Below are 17,379 nucleotides of genomic sequence, written 5' to 3'. Positions count from 1 at the left end.
CTACCCTGCTCCGCCGAAGCCGCCCGACCACGGGGCGTACGGAGCCCGGTACGCGCCGTACAGCACACGTTCTCCGCCCGGCCGCCCCGCGGTCATGGATGAGACCTCGCAAAACGGGCATCCTCCGCGGGAGGCAGGACCATGCGGCGCGGCCGGGACGCGTGGTGCGACGGGTGGTGCGAGCATCTACAGGGGCGCGCATGCGCGCGGCGAGGGCACGCGCGTTCGGATGAAGCGGAAGCGAAGCGGCCACCACGAAGGCCGAGGAGAGGGCGACGATGACCGAGGCACAGGCGTCCGCAGGGCGGCGCGACGGCGCGGGAACCGGTCGGAGCGCACCCGGCACACCCTGCTGGGTGAGCCTGATGGCGCATGGCCTGGCGGCGACCCAGGGGTTCTACGGAGCGCTCTTCGGCTGGGAGTTCCGGCCGGGGCCCGAGCAGCTCGGCCCCTATGCGCGGGCGCTGCTCGACGGGCGCGAGGTGGCCGGTATCGGCCAGTTGCCGCCCGGCCGGCAGCTGCCGATCGCCTGGACGCCCTATCTGGCGACGGACGACGCGGACGCGACGGCGGAGGCCGTGCGGCACTGCGGCGGCACGGTCGGCGTGGGCCCGATCACCGCGGGCAAGGCGGGGCGGATGGCCATCGCGTCGGACCCCACGGGCGCCGTCTTCGGGCTCTGGCAGGCCGCGCGACACCTGGGCAGCGCGGTGACCCGGGTGCCGGGCGCGCCCGCCTGGAATGAGCTGGTGACGCGGGAGACCGCGAGCGTCGTCACGTTCTACGAAACCGTTTTCGGCTATACCGACGAGGCCGTCGTCTCGGCCGACTACGACCATCTGACCCTGCACGTCGAGGGCCACCCGGTGGCGTCCGTGCACGGCGTGGGCGACGCGCTGCCGCGCGACCGGGGCCCGCACTGGATGACGTACTTCGAGGCCGCCGACGTCGACGACGCGGCGGCCCGGGTCGTCGAGCTCGGCGGGCAGGTGGTCCAGCCGCCGCGTGAGGGACCTCACGGCCGCGAGGCGACGGTCGCCGACCCCGAGGGCGCGGTCTTCACCCTCGTACGCTCGACCGGCGCGCACGGCTGAGTCAGACGCAGGAGGCGGTGTCGACCGGCAGGACATCGGGCGAGAGGGCGCCCGCGCGTGCGGTCGCCGCCGTCACCCTGCGGCGGTGGTGGCGTCGGCACAGGACTTCGTAACCCACCTCGTCGGGCGACTGGTTGACGTCGCCGACGACGACCTGGGCGCCCTCGACGACCATCTCGCCGCCTATCGTGCGGGCGTTGTGCGTGGCGCGGGCGCCGCACCAGCACAGGGCCTCGACCTGGAGCACCTCGACGCGGTCGGCCAGCTCGACCAGGCGCTGCGAGCCGGGGAAGAGCTTGGAGCGGAAGTCCGTGGTGATGCCGAAGGCGAAGACGTCCAGGCCGAGGTCGTCGACGACGCGCGCGAGCTGGTCGATCTGGTCCGGGGCCAGGAACTGCGCCTCGTCGGCGATCACGTAGTCCGCGCGGCCCCCCTGGGAGAGGTGGTCGACGAGGTGGGCGTAGAAGTCGAAGTCGTCCGCGGCCTCGATGGCGTCGGTGACCAGGCCGAGCCGCGACGAGAGCTTGCCCGCCCCCGCGCGGTCGTCCCGCGTGAAGATCATTCCCTGGAGTCCGCGGGCCGAGCGGTTGTGCTCGATCTGCAGAGCCAGCGTGCTCTTTCCGCAGTCCATCGTTCCGGAGAAGAACACCAGCTCGGGCATGGGGAGTTGCGGACCTTTCGGGGCGGGGTGCATCGGGGGGCGTACGGCCAGGAGCGTACTTCGAGGGGTCAGGTGCGTACTTCGAGGAGGGGAACGAGCTGTTCGACGGGGGTCATGGAGCCGTGCATGCCGACCAGCGCGGACTCCTTGGGCTCCCGCTCACTGGCGATGATCGCGACGTCGGCGTGCGCGGCGGCGACGACGTCGCCGATGCGCTCGTACACGCGTGGATCGATGTGGGGGCCGAACCAGCCCGCGGCGATCGCCTCGTCGCGGGAGGCCACCCAGAACTGTTCGCCGAGCACCTCGCGCCACACCGTCAGGACGTCGCTCTGGGCGCCCGGGACCGCGTAGACGTGCCGGGCTCGGCCCTCGCCGCCGAGGAGGGCGACGCCCGCGCGCAGCTCCCAGTCCTCGTCGAAGTCGATGCGGGAGGCGTCGTCGAAGGGGATGTCGAGCATGCCGTGGTCGGCGGTGACGTACAGGGCGCTGCGCGGCGGGAGCTGTTCGGCCAGCCGCTGGGCGAGCCGGTCGACGTACATGAGCTGGCCCCGCCAGGCGTCGGAGTCGACTCCGAAGCGGTGGCCCTTGCCGTCCACTTCGGCGTAGTACGTGTAGACCAGGGAGCGGTCCCCCGCGGCGAGTTGCTCGGCGGCGAGGTCCATGCGGTCCTCTCCGGAGAGCTTGCCGCGGAAGGTGCCGCCGCTCAGGGCGACCTTGGTGAGCGGGGTGTGCTCGAAGGTCGGGGAGGAGACCTGGGCGGTGTGCACGCCCGCCGCGTGCGCCTGCTGGAAGACCGTCGGGTAGGGCTGCCACGCGTGCGGGTCGGTCCACGGGTGCCAGCGGAGCTGGTTCATCAGCTCGCCGGTGGCGGGGTCGCGCACGGTGTAGCCCGGCAGGCCGTGCGCGCCGGGCGGAAGGCCCGTGCCTACGGAGGCGAGCGAAGTCGCGGTGGTGGCGGGGAAGCCCGCGGTGATGGGCCGCCCGGTGCCGCCGCGTGACGTGGGCAGCAGGGAGTTCAGGAAGGGCGCCTCGTCCGGATGCGCCTTGAGCTGCTCCCAGCCGAGGCCGTCGATCAGGAAGACGCAGTTGCGGTCGGCGGGGGTCAGCTCGGCGATGCGCGGCGCCGCGTGGCCCGGCACGCCCTGGTGGGCGACGAGGGTCGGCAGCAGGTCGGCGAGCGATCCCGAGCCGTACGCGGGCACGGGGGCGGTGTCGAGGGCGAGCGGTTCCACGTCGTCCCAGGCGGGCAGCGACATCAGCGGGCGGTGTCCGCGGTCGCCTCGGACAGGGCCTGGGCGAAGGCGAGGGTCTGCTGCACGGCGTCGGGGCCGTCACCGGCCTCGCTGACGCGCAGGCTGAGGTCATCGGCGGTCGAGCTGCCGGTGTAGCCGTGGTCCGCCTCGCAGTTGGGGTCGCCGCAGGCGGCGGGCTCCAGGTCGATGCGGGAGACGGCGCCCCAGCCGATGGTGAGGACGACCTCGCGCGGCGGCGTGCCCGGAACGTACTTCTCCGGGTTGGCGACGACGCGGCTGAGGACGACCGAGGAGATCCGGCCGATCTTGACCGACTCCGTGGAGGTGGTCGCGTACGGCGTCGGGGAGGTGCTGTCCGCCGCCTGCTCGTCGGTGTGGCTGACGATGAAGCGCGTGCCGGTCAGGACGAGGACCGTGACGTGCCGGCGCACTTCGTTGGCGTCGAACGTCGTCTCCTGGTGGACCAGGTAGGACCCGATGGCCTCGCCGCCGATCGCGGCCTCCACCGCCTCGGCCACGAGGGCCGGGTAGTAGCCGCTGCGCTCGATCGCCGCGCGCAGCCCCTGGGTCGTCGTACCGGTCTTTGCCATGCCGCCCATCCTACGGCCCGGTGCGGGGCCGCTGGGCCCCCGTGGCCGCCCCGGCGCCCGTGGAGCGCGGTTCAGTACCCGGGGAGCGTCCGCGGACCGAGATCGTCGCGGGCGGGCGGGGGCGCGAGGCGTACGGAGGCGTCGAGGACGGAGAGGCCGCGTTCGGCGACGACCACCGGCTCCAGGGAGACGCCGACCACTTCGGGGTGGTCGTCGACGAGCCGGGAGACGCGCTGGAGCAGCTCTTCGAGGGCGGGGGTGTCGACGGGGGCCGAGCCGCGCCAGCCGAAGAGGAGGGGTGCGGTCCGGATGGACCTGATCAGGGAGGCCGCCTCGCGGTCGGTGACGGGGATGAGGCGGTGGGCGGTGTCGCCGAGCAGCTCGGAGGCGGCGCCCGCGAGCCCGAAGGAGAGCACCGCTCCGGCCGCCGGGTCGATCACGGCGCGTACGACGGTGTCGACGCCGCGCGGCACCATGCCCTGCACGACGGGCCGCAGCTCGGCGGGCTTGCCGAAGGTGTCGGTCAATTCCCGGTAGGCGCGTCGCAGTTGCTCTTCGTCGGCGAGGTCGAGCCGCACCCCGCCGAGGTCGGCGCGGTGCCGCAGGTGGGGGGCGGTGGTCTTCAGGGCCACGGGGTAGCCGAGGGTGCGCGCGGCGTGCGCGGCGGCGTCCGGGTCGGGCGCGGGCAGGGCCCGTCGTACGCGGATGCCGTACCGCCTGAGGAGTTCGTGGGCGTCGGCCGGGGCGAGGGTGGTGCCGCGGGGGTCGCCGTCCTTGCCCAGCAGCTCCGCGATGCGCTCGGCGGTGCCGCTCTCGTCGATGTCGTCGTACTCGTGCACCTTGCCGGGCTCGCCGGCCTCGCGGCGCCACTGGGCGTACTTGACGGCTTCGGCGAGGGCGCGGACGGCGCGCTCGGCGGCGGGGTAGGCGGGGATGCGGTACTGCTCCGCCGCGGGCTCGTCCGTCTCCGGCGGGGGCGTCTCGCCTTCGGTGGTGGGTGGGCGCGGTGCGGGGTGGACCGGTTCGGCGCAGTCCGGGGGGCCGGGGTGTTTCGCCGGGGCGCCCGGCCGGGTGCTGGTCGCGGCGGAGAGGGCCTCGGCGAGGCCGCCCAGCTCGACGTGGACCACGGCGACGGGCTTGGCGGGGCAGCCCGCCGCGGCGGCCCGCAGCTCTGTGGCGAGCGTCTCGGGGTCGGCGGCGGCGCCGTTCTCCCGCACCCAGGGGATGGCGTTGACGATCACCGCGTCGCACCCTTCGTCCGACAGGGCCTCGGCGAGCGCGGCCCGGAAGTCGGCCGGGGTCGCCCCGGTCGTGAGGTCGCGGGGCGGCAGCGGGCGCAGCCCGTCGGCGACGCACGCGTCGTACGTGAGGAGACCGAGCGACTCGGAGTTGCCGAGGATGCCCACGCGCGGGCCGGACGGCAGCGGCTGCCCGGCGAGCAGCAGGCCCGCGTCGACCATCTCGGTGACGGTGTCCACGCGGATGACGCCTGCCTGGCGCAGCAGCGCCGAGACCGTGGCGTGCGGCAGGCGGGTGGCCTGTACGGCGTGGCCGGTGGGCGCGATGCCGCTGTGGCGGGCGCCCTGGACCACGACGAGCGGCTTGGCGGTCGCGGCGCGCCGCGCGAGGCGGGTGAACTTGCGCGGGTTGCCGATGGTCTCCAGGTACATCAGGGCGACGTCGGTGTCCGGGTCCTCGTACCAGTACTGGAGGAGGTCGTTGCCCGATACGTCGGCGCGGTTGCCGGAGCCGACAAACGTGGACAGGCCGGCGCCCCGGCGGTGCAGCCCGGAGAGCAGCGCGATGCCGATGGCGCCGGACTGGGTGAACAGACCGATGCGCCCGCGCGCGGGAGGCTCGGGAGCGAGCGAGGCGTTGAGCCGGGCCCGGGGGGAGGTGTTGATGACACCGAAGGCGTTCGGGCCGATGACACGCATGCCGTACGACCGGGCCTGCCGGACCAGTTCGCGCTGCCGCTCGCGGCCCTCGGCGCCGCTCTCGCCGTACCCGGCGGAGAGCACCACGAGGCCCTGCACCCCGCGCTCGCCGCACTCGGCGACGACCTGGGAGACCCGGTCGGCGGGCACGGCGACCACGGCGAGGTCCACGGGCTCCTCGATGGCCGTGACCGAACGGTGGGCGGGCACCGCGTCGACTTCGGAGCCTTCCTCGAAGGCGCTGTTCACCGCGTGCAGGCGACCGGTGAACCCGGCCTCCTTGAGGTTGCGCAGCACGCTGCGGCCCACGCCGCCGGGGGTGCGGCCGACACCGATCACCGCGACCGAGCCCGGCGTCAGCAGGCGCTGCACGGACCGCCCCTCGGCGCGCTGTTCGCGGGCGCGCTGCACGGCGAGCGAGCGGTCGGTGGGCTCCAGGTCGAACTCCAGGCGTACGACACCGTCCTCGAAGCTGCGTTTCTGCTGGTACCCGGCGTCCGTGAACACCTTGATCATCTTGGTGTTGGCGGGCAGCACCTCGGCCACGAAACGGCGGATGCCGCGCTCCCTGGCGACCGCGGCGATGTGTTCGAGGAGGGTGGAGGCCACGCCGCGGCCCTGGTGGGCGTCCTGCACGAGGAAGGCGACCTCGGCCTCGTCGGCGGGGGCGCCGGCGGCCATGCCGCGCTCGTCGATGCGGTCGTAGCGCACGGTCGCGATGAACTCACCGCCCACGGTGGCGGCGAGTCCCACCCGGTCCACGTGGTCGTGGTGGGTGAAACGGTGCACGTCCTTGGCGGACAGCCGCGGGTAGGGCGCGAAGAAGCGGTAGTACTTCGACTCGTCCGAGACCTGTTCGTAGAAGCTGACCAGGCGGTCCGCGTCCTCGGCCGTGATGGGCCTGATCCGCGCGGTGCCTCCGTCGCGCAGCACCACATCGGCTTCCCAGTGGGAGGGGTAGTCGTGCCGGTCCCGCTGCCCATCCTGCTGGTGCCGATCTCGCTGATCCGACGGGGTCTGCATGGGGTCAGGGTACGGGTCGCGGGGGCGCCCGGGCCGGGTACGGTCGACGGAAGACCGGCGTCCACTGGCGGGGCGGCCGGCCACCGCTTGGCGGGGGGCCAGCTTCCGCTTAGCGGACGGTCGGGGCCCGCTTCGCGGAGGGCCAGCCTCCGGTCGACGGAGCACCCGCCACGGCATGCGACAATGGTCTAGACAAGTGTGAGACACCTGGAAGGGCAGCAACACATGGCTGAGCGCCGCGTCAACGTCGGCTGGGCCGAGGGCCTCCACGCCCGACCCGCCTCCATCTTCGTCCGCGCGGCCACGGCCGCCGGCGTCCCCGTGACGATCGCCAAGGCCGACGGCAACCCGGTCAACGCGGCCTCGATGCTCGCGGTGCTCGGCCTCGGCGCCCAGGGCGGCGAGGAGATCGTGCTCGCCTCCGACGCCGAGGGTGCGGACGCCGCCCTCGACCGTCTGGCGAAGCTCGTCGCGGAGGGCCTTGAGGAGCTCCCGGAGACGGTCTGACCCACGCAGTTCCTTCGAAGGGCCCACCCTGGACACGGGGTGGGCCCTTTTCGTTCGGTTTCCACCCGACCTTTCGCCGAGCCTTCCGCCCGGTTTTCGCTCGCGGCCTTTCGGCGGTCGGATTATGACCTGCGGGGCGGCCGGTGAATTCGCCAGCAAAGATAACCACCCGGCAGCGCCAAAACCCTCGGCTCTTTTTCGGGGGCGCTCTCCTGACGGCCACCCTCTTTGTATACGGCTCGCGCGTTAATTCGGGAGGCCCACCGTGTTTACGGCTTGTTGCATGTCCCTCACGCGGTCGTCCCGCCGCGCATGGCGCAACCGGTGCGCGGCCGTCACCCGGCCCGCGTGGCCGGCGGTGAGCGTCCTGGCCCGTTCCGCGTCCCCGCGGGCCACCGCGTCGACGATCGCCGCGTGTTCGGACCAGGAGACGGCGGGCGCGGCCGGGGGCTCCACGACGTACATCCAGGCGAGCTTGTGCCGCAGCTGGGTGAGCAGCGTGATGAGGCCGGGGCTGCCGGAGGCCTGGGCGAGCGTCTCGTGGAACCAGCCGCCCAGCGAGCGCAGATCCTCCCCCTGCCCCCTCCGCACGCGCTCCTGGCCCAGCCGCACGAGCCCGCGCAGGACCTTGAGGTGCGCCTCGGTGCGGCGGTGCGCGGCGCGGGCCGCGGCGAGCGGTTCGAGCACCGTGCGCAGCTCCAGGAGATCGGCGGCCTCCTGCTCCGTGGGCTCGGCGACACAGGCGCCCGCGTGCCTGCGCGTGACGACGAAACCCTCGGCCTCCAGGGTGCGCAGGGCTTCGCGCACGGGGACGCGGGAGACGCCGTAGCGACGTGCGAGAAGCTCCTCGGTGAGCCGGCCGCCCCTTTCGTAGACCCCGGCGACAATGTCGTCCCGGATGGCCGTGCATACCGACTGCGCGGGAATGCGCATGACCGGACCTCCGCTTTGATCCCCGCGAAACGCGGTCGACCGACACTCGTGCGTGACTGTCTCGCGACTCTATTGCAGGACTTCGGAATTTCCGATGGGGGGCCGGAATTCATGGATATCTTTTGGCCAAGCGCGGGCGGGCCTGGAAACGGCGCCGGAAACGGCGAAGGCCCCGGCTCGCAAGAGCCGGGGCCTTCGGTGAGGCGCTGAGCGCGTCGGAGAGGTCAGACGTTGACGCCGTGCGAGCGAAGGTACGCCACGGGGTCGATGTCCGAGCCGTACTCCGCGCCGGTGCGGGCCTCGAAGTGGAGGTGCGGGCCACTGGAGTTGCCGGTGGAGCCCGAGAGGCCTATCTGCTGGCCCGGGGTGACCGTCTGGCCGACCGTGACGCCGAGGGACGACATGTGGCCGTACTGGGTGTACGTGCCGTCGTTCATCTTGATGACCACGTTGTTGCCGTAGGCACCGCCCCAGCCCGCCTCGACGACGGTACCGGCGCCCACCGCGTGCACCGGGGTGCCGGACGCGGCGTGGAAGTCGACGCCGGTGTGGCTGCCGGAGGACCACATCGCGCCGCCGGTCTGGTAGCCCGTGGAGACGTACGAGCCGGAGATCGGGGAGACGTAGGTGTTCAGGCGCTTGCGCTCGGCCGCGCGGGCGGCGCGCTCCTTGGCCTCGCGCTCCTGCTTGGCCTTCGCCTTGCGCTCGGCCTCGGCCTTGCGCTTCTCCTCGGCGGCCTTCTTCTTGGCGGCCTCTTCGGCCTTCTTGGCGGCAGCCGCGTCGTCGGCGGCCTGCCGCTGGGCGGCGGCCTGCGCGTCGATGCTGTCGGCGAGCGAGTCGCCGACGGAGATCGCCTGGGTGAGCCCGGTGTGTTCGAGAGCGGCGTCGTCGGCGGCGGCGAGCGCCGGAGCGGCCAGGCCTCCGATGACACCGGTGGTGGTGATCGCGGCCACTCCCGCGACGTTCGCGGTCGTGCGGGTGAGGCGGCTGGGACGACGGTGCTTCCCGGTGGCACGGGTGAACGCCATGAAGCGGCTGATCCTTTCCTTCCTTCTCGCCTACCGGGTTAGCTGACGGGTTCGGAGCAGGAAGGTCTCCTACGAGTCCCTCGCCTGACGGCAAGGTGCCCGATTCACCCCAAGGGACGTGTGGGTCCCCGGCTCCCCTGGCTCGCGCCGTACGGGGACTCGGCGATGGCTGTCCGGTGCCGCGGATGCGACGTGATGCGTGACGAACAGTCGGACTGACGCTAAACGGACCGTCTTTCAATCGACAAACAGAAGGCCGTTTTTGTAGCGCACGCCACACGCCAGACATGCAACCACCATATGAATTCGGACATATGGGGAGTAGGCGACCCCGGTCACCGAAACGGTCACCGGGGTCGCGCTACCACCGAACTGGCGTCCTGACGGGGCCTCAGCCCGCGACCACCGTCACCTCGCCGATGCCGAGCGCCCTGACGGGCTCCTCGATCTGCGCGGCGTCCCCGACGAGGACCGTCACCAGGTGGTCCTCCGGGAAGGCGCTCACGACGGCCGCGGTGGCCTCCACGGTGCCGGTCGCGGCCAACTGCCGGTACAGGCGCGCCTGGAAGTCGTCCGGGAGGTTCTGCTCGACCTGGTCGGCGAGGGTGGCGGCCACGGAGGCGGCCATCTCGTACTTGAGCGGGGCCACGCCCACCAGGTTCTGCACCGCCACGTCGCGCTCCGCGTCGGTCAGGCCCTCCGCGGCGAGGGTGCGCAGGACCGTCCAGAGGTCCTCCAGCGCGGGCCCCGTCGAGGCGGTGTCGACGGAGCCGCTGATGGCGAGCATCGCGGCGCCCGTGCCGTCCGGGGCGGACCGCAGGACCTGGCTGAACGCCCGTACGCCGTAGGTGTAGCCCTTCTCCTCGCGCAGGACGCGGTCCAGGCGGGAGGTGAGGGTGCCGCCCAGGCAGTACGTGCCGAGGATCTGGGCGGGCCAGACCCGGTCGTGCCGGTCCGGGCCGATGCGGCCGATCAGAAGCTGCGTCTGCACGGCTCCGGGGCGGTCCACGATGACGACGCGGCCCGTGTCGTCGGCGGTGATCGCGGGCATCGGGCGGGGCTCGGCCGTGTCGCCCGTCCAGGTGCCGACGGTGTCCGCGAGAACGGCGTCCAGGTCGGTGCCGGCGAGGTCGCCGACGATCACCAGCGTGGACGTGGCCGGCCGGACGTGCGTCTCGTAGAAGGCGCGGACCGCGGCCGAGTCGATGGCCTTGACCGTCTCCTCGGTGCCCTGGCGGGGCCTCGACATGCGCGAACTCGCCGGGAAGAGCTGCCTGGAGAGCTCCTTGGCGGCGCGCCGCGCCGGGTTGGCCGCCTCGTGCGGGATCTCGTCCAGGCGGTTGCGTACGAGGCGTTCGATCTCGCTGTCGGCGAAGGCGGGGGCCCGCAGGGCGTCGGCGAGCAGGCCGAGCGCCTTGGGCAGGCGGGAGACCGGGACTTCGAGGGAGACGCGGACGCCGGGGTGGTCGGCGTGCGCGTCCATGGTGGCACCGCACCGGTCGAGCTCGGCGGCGAACTCCTCCGCCGAGTGCTTGTCGGTGCCTTCGTTGAAGGCCCTCGCCATGATCGTGGCGACGCCGTCGAGGCCCTGCGGCTCGGCGTCCAGGGGCGCCTCCAGGTGGACCTCCACGGCGACGACCTGCTGGCCGGGGCGGTCGCAGCGCAGCACCGTGAGGCCGTTGGGCAGCGTGCCGCGCTCGGGGGCGGGGAAGGCCCACGGCTTGGCCGTGCCGGCCTGGGGCTGGGGGTGGAACTGCATCGTCGCGGCCTCGGTCACTTCGCCGCCTCCTCTTCCTCTGCGGTCTCGGCGGCGGCCTCGGTGCCCTCGGCGGCCTCGTCGTCGGCGGCCAGGGGTTCGTAGACGAGCACCGCTCGGTTGTCCGGGCGCAGGCGGGCCTTGGCGACCTCCTGCACCTCCTCGGCGGTGACGTCCAGCACGCGCTGCACGGCGGTGAGGGCGAGCTGCGGGTCGCCGAACAGGACCGCGTACCGGCACAGTTCGTCCGCGCGGCCCGCGACGGTGCCGAGCCGGTCGAGCCACTCGCGCTCCAGCTGGGCCTGGGCGCGCTCCATCTCCTCCGGAGTGGGGCCCTCCGCGGCGAAGCGGGCCAGCTCCTCGTCGACGGCGGCCTCGATGACCGGCACCTCGACGTCACCGGAGGTCTTCACGTCCAGCCAGCCGAGCGAGGGCGCGCCGGCGAGGCGCAGCAGGCCGAAGCCCGCGGCGACGGCCGTACGGTCGCGGCGCACGAGGCGGTTGTAGAGCCGGGAGGACTCGCCGCTGCCGAGGACGGTGAGGGCGAGGTCGGCGGCGTCGCACGCGCGCGTGCCGTCCTCCGGGAGGCGGTACGCGGCCATGAGGGCGCGGGCCGGCACGTCCTCCTCGACGACCTCGCGCAGTTCCTTGCCGATGCGCTCCGGGAGGGAGCCGTTCCGCGGCGGCTGCTTGCCGTCGTGCGAGGGAATCGACCCGAAGTACTTCTCCACCCAGGCGAGCGTCTGCTCCGGGTCGATGTCGCCGACGACCGACAGGACGGCATTGTTGGGCGCGTAATACGTACGGAAGAAGGCGCGCGCGTCTTCCAGGGTGGCCGCGTCCAGGTCGGCCATGGAGCCGATCGGCGTGTGGTGGTAGGGGTGGCCCTCCGGGTAGGAGAGGGCGGTCAGCTTCTCGAAGGCGGTGCCGTACGGGACGTTGTCGTAGCGCTGGCGGCGTTCGTTCTTGACGACGTCGCGCTGGTTCTCCATGGACTCCTCGTCGAGCGCGGAGAGCAGCGAGCCCATGCGGTCGGCCTCCAGCCACAGGGCCAGCTCCAACTGGTGCGCGGGCATCGTCTCGAAGTAGTTGGTGCGCTCGAAGCTGGTCGTGCCGTTGAGGGAGCCGCCCGCCCCCTGGACCAGCTCGAAGTGGCCGTTGCCGTGCACCTGCTTCGAGCCCTGGAACATCAGGTGCTCGAAAAGGTGAGCAAGGCCGGTACGCCCCTTGACCTCGTGGCGGGAGCCGACGTCATACCAGAGGCAGACCGCGGCGACCGGGGTCAGGTGGTCCTCGGAGAGCACCACGCGCAGGCCGTTGGCCAGCCGGTGCTCGGTCGCTGTCAGGCCGCCGGAGCCGGCCTCGGCCGTGGCCGTGTGACCCATGGGCATGTACGTCCCTTCGATCGCTGGATCATCGTGATCATCGCTGGACCCAGAACAATTTCCTGCCAGTCCTGCCACTGTATGCAAGCGTGCGGACACCTGACGAAGTTCCCGGGTCCGCCCTCGGCGTACTTCGCGGGGTGACGCGCGGCCGTCGACACAGGGCGTGGTCGGCGTTGTCAGTGGGACGGTCCACAATGGTCGGCGTCAGAACCCGCACTTGTTGGTGAAGGAGCCGCAGCAGCGATGGCCCGCCGCAGCACGAAGACCCCGCCGCCCGACGACGCGTTCGAGGAGAAGATCCTCGACATCGACGTCGTCGACGAGATGCAGGGCTCCTTCCTCGAGTACGCGTATTCGGTCATCTACTCCCGGGCCCTGCCCGACGCCCGCGACGGCATGAAGCCGGTGCACCGCAGGATCGTCTATCAGATGAACGAGATGGGCCTGCGCCCCGACCGCGGCTATGTGAAGTGCGCCCGCGTCGTCGGCGAGGTCATGGGTAAGTTGCACCCCCACGGCGACGCGTCGATCTACGACGCGCTGGTGCGCATGGCCCAGCCCTTCTCGATGCGCCTCCCCCTCGTGGATGGCCACGGCAACTTCGGCTCGCTCGGCAACGACGACCCGCCGGCCGCCATGCGGTACACCGAGTGCAAGATGGCCGACGCCACCTCCCTGATGACGGAATCGATCGACGAGAACACCGTCGACTTCGAGCCGAACTACGACGGCCAGGAGATGGAGCCGTCCGCCCTCCCGGCGGCCTACCCCAACCTCCTGGTCAACGGCGCCTCGGGCATCGCGGTCGGCATGGCGACGAACATGCCGCCGCACAACCTCGGCGAGGTCATCGCCGCCGCGCGCCACCTGATCAAGCACCCGGGGGCCGACCTCGAGACGCTGATGAAGTACGTGCCGGGCCCCGACCTCCCCACGGGCGGCAAGATCGTCGGCCTGACCGGCATCAAGGACGCGTACGAATCGGGCCGCGGCTCGTTCAAGATCCGCGCCACGGTCGCCGTGGAGAACGTGACGGCGCGCCGCAAGGGCCTGGTCGTCACCGAACTGCCCTTCTCCGTAGGCCCCGAGAAGGTCATCTCCAAGATCAAGGACCTGGTCGGCGCGAAGAAGCTCCAGGGCATCGCGGACGTCAAGGACCTCACCGACCGCTCGCACGGCCTGCGCCTGGTCATCGAGATCAAGAACGGCTTCGTCCCGGAAGCCGTCCTGGAGCAGCTGTACAAGCTGACGCCGATGGAGGAGTCCTTCGGCATCAACAACGTCGCGCTGGTCGACGGACAGCCCCTCACGCTCGGCCTCAAGGAACTCCTGGAGGTCTACCTCGACCACCGGTTCGACGTGGTGCGCCGCCGCAGCGAGTTCCGCCGCGGCAAGAAGCGCGACCGTCTGCACCTGGTCGAGGGCCTCCTGGTCGCCCTCCTGGACATCGACGAGGTCATCCGCCTCATCCGCTCCAGTGACAACTCCGCGCAGGCCAAGGAGCGCCTCATCGAGCGCTTCTCGCTGAGCGACATCCAGACGCAGTACATCCTGGACACCCCGCTGCGCCGACTGACCAAGTTCGACCGCATCGAGCTGGAGTCCGAGCGCGACAAGCTCAACGGCGAGATCGACGAGCTGACCGGCATCCTGGAGTCGGACGCCGAACTGCGCAAGCTGGTCTCCTCCGAACTGGCCGCCGTCGCCAAGAAGTTCGGCACCGACCGGCGCACGGTGCTCCTGGAGTCGGCGGGCTCCCCGGCCGCCACGGTCCCGCTCCAGGTCGCGGACGACCCCTGCCGCGTCCTCCTGTCCTCCACGGGCCTGCTGGCATGCACGGCCAACGGCGAGCCCTTCGGTGACGCCGAGACCAAGCGCGTGAAGCACGACGCGATCGTCTCGGCGGTGCCGGCCACGGCACGCGGCGAGGTGGGCGCGGTCACCTCAGAGGGACGGTTGCTGCGCCTGTCCGTGGTGGACCTCCCGCAGCTCCCGGAGACGATGGGCGCGCCCAACCTCTCCGGAGGGGCGCCCGTCTCGGAGCTGCTGCCGCTGACGAAGGACGAGAAGCTGATCTGCCTGATGACGCTCGACGAGTCGTCGCCGGGCCTGGCGCTCGGCACCGCGCAGGGCGTGGTCAAGCGTGTGGTGCCCGACTACCCCTCCAACAAGGAGGAGCTGGAGGTCATCACCCTGAAGGACGGTGACCGGATCGTCGGCGCGGCCGAGCTGCGCACCGGTGAGGAGGACCTGGTCTTCATCACGGACGACGCCCAACTGCTGCGCTACCCGGCCTCCCAGGTGCGCCCCCAGGGCCGTCCCGCGGGCGGCATGACGGGCATCAAGCTTGCCGCCGGCGCGAAGGTCATCTCCTTCACGGCGGTGGACCCGGCGGTGGACGCCGTCGTCTTCACGGTGGCGGGCTCGCGCGGCACGCTCGACGACTCCGTCCAGACCACGGCCAAGCTCACGCCGTTCGACCAGTACCCGCGCAAGGGCCGCGCCACGGGTGGTGTGCGCGTCCAGCGGTTCCTGAAGGGCGAGGACTGCCTGAGCTTCGCCTGGGCGGGCCCGACACCGCCGCACGCGGCCCAGCGCAACGGCGCGCCCGCCGAGCTGCCGGACATCGACCCGCGCCGTGACGGTTCGGGCGTCTCGCTGGCGAAGCCGGTGGCGGCGGTGGCCGGGCCGGTGTAGCCGCGGCCGGCCGTCAGCCGGTGGCGTCGGCGTCGAGGTCGGGGTCTGACTCCGGGTCGCCGAGGCCGGGGCCGCCGGGGCCGGGTTCGCCCGGGCCATCGAGGTGCGGTTCGTCGGCGTCCGGTTCCTGGACGTAGCGCAGTACGCCCCACATGCCGTGCTCATCGGCCTGTGGGGCGTACTCGCGACAGGCCTCCAGCTCCTTCTCCAGGGCGGGTACGTCGACGCCCGACCCGATGAGGACGAGCTGGGTCAGGCGGGGCTCGCCCGGGTCCCACGGCTCGGGGTAGAAGCGCAGAAAACGCCCGACGGCGTGCACCGCGTACCGGTTCCGCGGGTCGGAGGGCCCGAAATCGACGTACCCCTTGATTCGGTAGAGCCCCTCGGGCCTGCTGTCCAGGAGGGCCATCAGCGGGCGGGGCCCCAGGGGCGCTTCGGAGGTGAAGGAGAGGCTTTCGTAGGCGGAGTGCAGGTGGCCGTGGTGGCCGCAGCCGTCGGCCGGCTCCGCCTCGTCCCGCAGGTCGTCGAAGGAGAGCTGGCCGACCCGCTCCCCCACGGGCGCGCGGTCGAAGAACAGCTCCACGTCCACGCGGCCGAAGGAGGCGGCGACGACGGCCGCACGCCCGGCGAGCCCGCGGACGACGCCGAGAACGCGCTCGTGCTCCTCACTCGGCACCCGGTCGGCCTTGTTGACCACGACGAGGTCGGCGATGCCCAGATGCCGGTCCACCTCGGGATGCCGTTCTCTCGTGGCGTCGAACTCGGCGGCGTCCACCACCTCGACGAGCCCGCCGTAGACGATGTGCGGGTTCTCGCTGGCGAGCAGCATCTTCACGAGTTCCTGCGGCTCGGCGAGGCCGCTCGCCTCGATGACGATCACGTCGATCCCGGCGGCGGGGTGGGCGAGCCGCTCCAGGTACTCGTCGAGCTCACTCGCGTCCACGGCGCAGCACAGGCAGCCGTTGCCGAGGGAGACGGTGGAGTCGCCGAGCTGCCCCGCGACCGACATGGCGTCGATCTCGATCGAGCCGAAGTCGTTGACGATCGCCCCGATCCGGCTGCCACCGCTGCGGTGCAGCAGGTGGTTGAGGAGGGTGGTCTTGCCGGAACCGAGAAATCCGGCGAGGACGATGACCGGGATCTGCTGCGTGTTCAACCGTGGGCCCCTCGTACCGACGTTCGTATGCGTACGGGTCGCGACGGTCCCGTACGCGGAGCGCGGGTCGCGACGGCCCTGTACGCGCAGTGCGGGCCGCGGCGGAACTCCCGCGAAGAATGAAGACCGCCCCAGGATAGGCGTGCGCGTACGTGCCGCGAAGTGAACGATTGTTGGCGGCGCTCGCGGGAGCACACGTTGGGCACGGCGCCGAGACGTAGGACCGCTGCTTCCTACCAGTGGCTGATGAGCGATTGGCGTTCTGCGCTGTCTGACGGCACCGACCATGGATCACCGGCTGTCAAGGCCGCGAGGGGACCTTGCCCCGCCCGCCTCGCCCGTCTCCTCCGAGCCCCCACCCGCACCGGCACCGCCTCCCTCGGCCAGGGGGAACAGCCCGTCACGCACAGGCAGGTTAGGCTCGCCTGTGTGAGTACGTGCGCGACCGCCTCGCGGGACCTGGACGAACCTCTCGCGGGAACCGCGGCGACCGCCAGGACATGGCTCCTGGTGGAGCAGCCGGGCCCCTGGGGCGCCAAAGCGCTGACGTCCAGCCACCTCGACCCGGAGGTCGGCGGCGCCCTGGAGAGGGCCGCCGAGGGCACCGGCGTGCGCGTCGCGCTGATCCGCCGCCCCGGACGCCACGCGGACTGCCACGCCCCGACCCGGCACCGGGTGTACGTGGCGCATACCGTCCCCGGCCGCACCTGGCTGCGCTCCGCGGTGACCGACGACCCCCGTCGCCTGCTCGACCTCGACTTCACGGCACTCGGCGCGGGCGACCACGGCGGCTTCGGCACCCCGCACACGGGCGCCCCGCTCGCGCTCGTCTGCACCAACGGCAAGCGCGACCGCTGCTGCGCCCTGCTCGGCAGGCCGCTCGCCGCCGAACTGGCGGCCGCCGGCGAAGTGGGAGCCTGGGAGATCACTCATCTGGGTGGTCATCGCTTCTCGCCCACCCTGTTGGTGCTCCCCTATGGCTACGCGTACGGCAGGACCGGGACGCACGCCGTCAAGGAGATCCTCGAAGCGGTGCGTACGGGGCGGGTGATCGCCGAGGGGTGCCGGGGCAACTCCGCCTGGGAGCGTCCCGGTCAGGCCGCCGAGCTGGCGGTGCGGACGGCCACGGGCGAGGACGGAGCCGGGGTCCTGAGCGTCGTCGGCACGGACGGCGCAGCCCCGCGCTGGGACGTGACGGTCGCGCACACCGATGGCCGCCGCTGGCAGGTCACGGTGGAACAGGGCACCTCACTGCCGCCCCGCCCGGAGAGCTGCGGCGCGGCCCTGAAGTCCCCGGCGCGGATGGACGTGGTGGCGGTGCGCCCGGCCCCGTAGAGCCCCGCCCAACGGGCC

13 protein-coding genes and 1 riboswitch are annotated in these 17,379 nt (G+C 72.2%); of the genes, 4 read left to right on the top strand and 9 right to left on the bottom strand.

Annotated elements, in window-relative coordinates:
• The first annotated feature begins 278 nt into the window (after positions 1–278).
• The gene (locus tag J2N69_RS27935) at positions 279–1,094 is read left to right on the top strand and encodes a VOC family protein (RefSeq protein WP_230903150.1); all 816 of its coding nucleotides are present in this window, start codon (positions 279–281) and stop codon (positions 1,092–1,094) included.
• Position 1,095: 1 nt separating this feature from the next.
• Here J2N69_RS27935 and J2N69_RS27930 read toward each other — a convergent pair whose 3' ends face one another.
• The 4 genes from J2N69_RS27930 to J2N69_RS27915 form a co-directional block, all read right to left on the bottom strand.
• Positions 1,096–1,755: a thymidine kinase gene (locus J2N69_RS27930; protein WP_127910976.1), complete on the bottom strand. Its 660-nt coding sequence runs from the start codon at positions 1,753–1,755 to the stop codon at positions 1,096–1,098.
• A 68-nt stretch (positions 1,756–1,823) separates the two neighbouring features.
• The gene (locus J2N69_RS27925) at positions 1,824–3,014 is read right to left on the bottom strand and encodes an alkaline phosphatase family protein (protein WP_230903149.1); all 1,191 of its coding nucleotides are present in this window, start codon (positions 3,012–3,014) and stop codon (positions 1,824–1,826) included.
• Positions 3,014–3,601 carry a DUF5998 family protein gene (locus tag J2N69_RS27920; protein WP_127910975.1) on the bottom strand — a complete coding sequence of 196 codons (588 nt, stop codon included), beginning with the start codon at positions 3,599–3,601 and terminating at the stop codon, positions 3,014–3,016. The genes J2N69_RS27925 and J2N69_RS27920 overlap by 1 nt, the downstream gene beginning before the upstream one ends.
• A 71-nt stretch (positions 3,602–3,672) precedes the next feature.
• Entirely contained in the window at positions 3,673–6,561 is a 2,889-nt protein-coding gene (locus J2N69_RS27915) for a bifunctional acetate--CoA ligase family protein/GNAT family N-acetyltransferase (protein WP_230903148.1), read from the bottom strand.
• 225 nt (positions 6,562–6,786) lie between these two features.
• Between J2N69_RS27915 and J2N69_RS27910 the strand changes: the two genes are divergently transcribed.
• Positions 6,787–7,068 carry an HPr family phosphocarrier protein gene (locus tag J2N69_RS27910; RefSeq protein ID WP_030021209.1) on the top strand — a complete coding sequence of 94 codons (282 nt, stop codon included), beginning with the start codon at positions 6,787–6,789 and terminating at the stop codon, positions 7,066–7,068.
• Positions 7,069–7,314: 246 nt separating this feature from the next.
• On the opposite strand, the gene J2N69_RS27905 is transcribed toward J2N69_RS27910, so the two are convergent.
• From J2N69_RS27905 to J2N69_RS27890, 4 genes are all read right to left on the bottom strand, one after another.
• Positions 7,315–8,001: a GntR family transcriptional regulator gene (locus J2N69_RS27905; protein WP_230903147.1), complete on the bottom strand. Its 687-nt coding sequence runs from the start codon at positions 7,999–8,001 to the stop codon at positions 7,315–7,317.
• 224 nt (positions 8,002–8,225) lie between these two features.
• Positions 8,226–9,029, bottom strand: a complete 804-nt coding sequence (locus J2N69_RS27900; RefSeq protein ID WP_230903146.1) for a M23 family metallopeptidase — start codon at positions 9,027–9,029, stop codon at positions 8,226–8,228.
• Positions 9,030–9,042: 13 nt separating this feature from the next.
• A riboswitch (cyclic di-AMP (ydaO/yuaA leader) is annotated at positions 9,043–9,204 on the bottom strand.
• A gap of 216 nt (positions 9,205–9,420) precedes the next feature.
• Positions 9,421–10,806 (bottom strand): M16 family metallopeptidase, encoded by a 1,386-nt coding sequence (locus tag J2N69_RS27895; RefSeq protein ID WP_230903145.1) that lies wholly within the window; start codon positions 10,804–10,806, stop codon positions 9,421–9,423.
• Positions 10,803–12,176, bottom strand: a complete 1,374-nt coding sequence (locus tag J2N69_RS27890; protein WP_230903144.1) for a M16 family metallopeptidase — start codon at positions 12,174–12,176, stop codon at positions 10,803–10,805. The genes J2N69_RS27895 and J2N69_RS27890 overlap by 4 nt, the downstream gene beginning before the upstream one ends.
• A gap of 240 nt (positions 12,177–12,416) precedes the next feature.
• Between J2N69_RS27890 and J2N69_RS27885 the strand changes: the two genes are divergently transcribed.
• Positions 12,417–14,870, top strand: a complete 2,454-nt coding sequence (locus J2N69_RS27885; RefSeq protein ID WP_230903143.1) for a DNA gyrase/topoisomerase IV subunit A — start codon at positions 12,417–12,419, stop codon at positions 14,868–14,870.
• Between the two features lie 13 nt (positions 14,871–14,883).
• Here the strand turns inward: J2N69_RS27885 and J2N69_RS27880 are convergent, their stop codons facing one another.
• Positions 14,884–16,026, bottom strand: a complete 1,143-nt coding sequence (locus J2N69_RS27880; RefSeq protein WP_230903142.1) for a CobW family GTP-binding protein — start codon at positions 16,024–16,026, stop codon at positions 14,884–14,886.
• 429 nt (positions 16,027–16,455) lie between these two features.
• On the opposite strand from J2N69_RS27880, the gene J2N69_RS27875 reads away from it, so the two are divergent.
• Positions 16,456–17,361, top strand: a complete 906-nt coding sequence (locus J2N69_RS27875; protein WP_230903141.1) for a sucrase ferredoxin — start codon at positions 16,456–16,458, stop codon at positions 17,359–17,361.
• Positions 17,362–17,379 lie beyond the last annotated feature (18 nt).

This window comes from Streptomyces huasconensis (assembly GCF_021028635.1).
Classification (GTDB): Bacteria; Actinomycetota; Actinomycetes; order Streptomycetales; family Streptomycetaceae; genus Streptomyces; species Streptomyces huasconensis.
Note: the sequence above shows the minus strand (reverse complement) of the source record. Positions and strands in the feature narration are given on the sequence as shown.

Bases quoted from the DNA above. Each gene is read 5' to 3' on its own strand.
- J2N69_RS27885 (WP_230903143.1), top strand. From the start codon at position 12,417: ATGGCCCGCCGCAGCACGAAGACCCCGCCGCCCGACGACGCGTTCGAG.
- J2N69_RS27920 (WP_127910975.1), bottom strand. From the start codon at position 3,601: ATGGCAAAGACCGGTACGACGACCCAGGGGCTGCGCGCGGCGATCGAG.
- J2N69_RS27900 (WP_230903146.1), bottom strand. From the start codon at position 9,029: ATGGCGTTCACCCGTGCCACCGGGAAGCACCGTCGTCCCAGCCGCCTC.
- J2N69_RS27910 (WP_030021209.1), top strand. From the start codon at position 6,787: ATGGCTGAGCGCCGCGTCAACGTCGGCTGGGCCGAGGGCCTCCACGCC.
- J2N69_RS27905 (WP_230903147.1), bottom strand. From the start codon at position 8,001: ATGCGCATTCCCGCGCAGTCGGTATGCACGGCCATCCGGGACGACATT.
- J2N69_RS27925 (WP_230903149.1), bottom strand. From the start codon at position 3,014: ATGTCGCTGCCCGCCTGGGACGACGTGGAACCGCTCGCCCTCGACACC.
- J2N69_RS27935 (WP_230903150.1), top strand. From the start codon at position 279: ATGACCGAGGCACAGGCGTCCGCAGGGCGGCGCGACGGCGCGGGAACC.
- J2N69_RS27890 (WP_230903144.1), bottom strand. From the start codon at position 12,176: ATGCCCATGGGTCACACGGCCACGGCCGAGGCCGGCTCCGGCGGCCTG.
- J2N69_RS27930 (WP_127910976.1), bottom strand. From the start codon at position 1,755: ATGCCCGAGCTGGTGTTCTTCTCCGGAACGATGGACTGCGGAAAGAGC.
- J2N69_RS27915 (WP_230903148.1), bottom strand. From the start codon at position 6,561: ATGCAGACCCCGTCGGATCAGCGAGATCGGCACCAGCAGGATGGGCAG.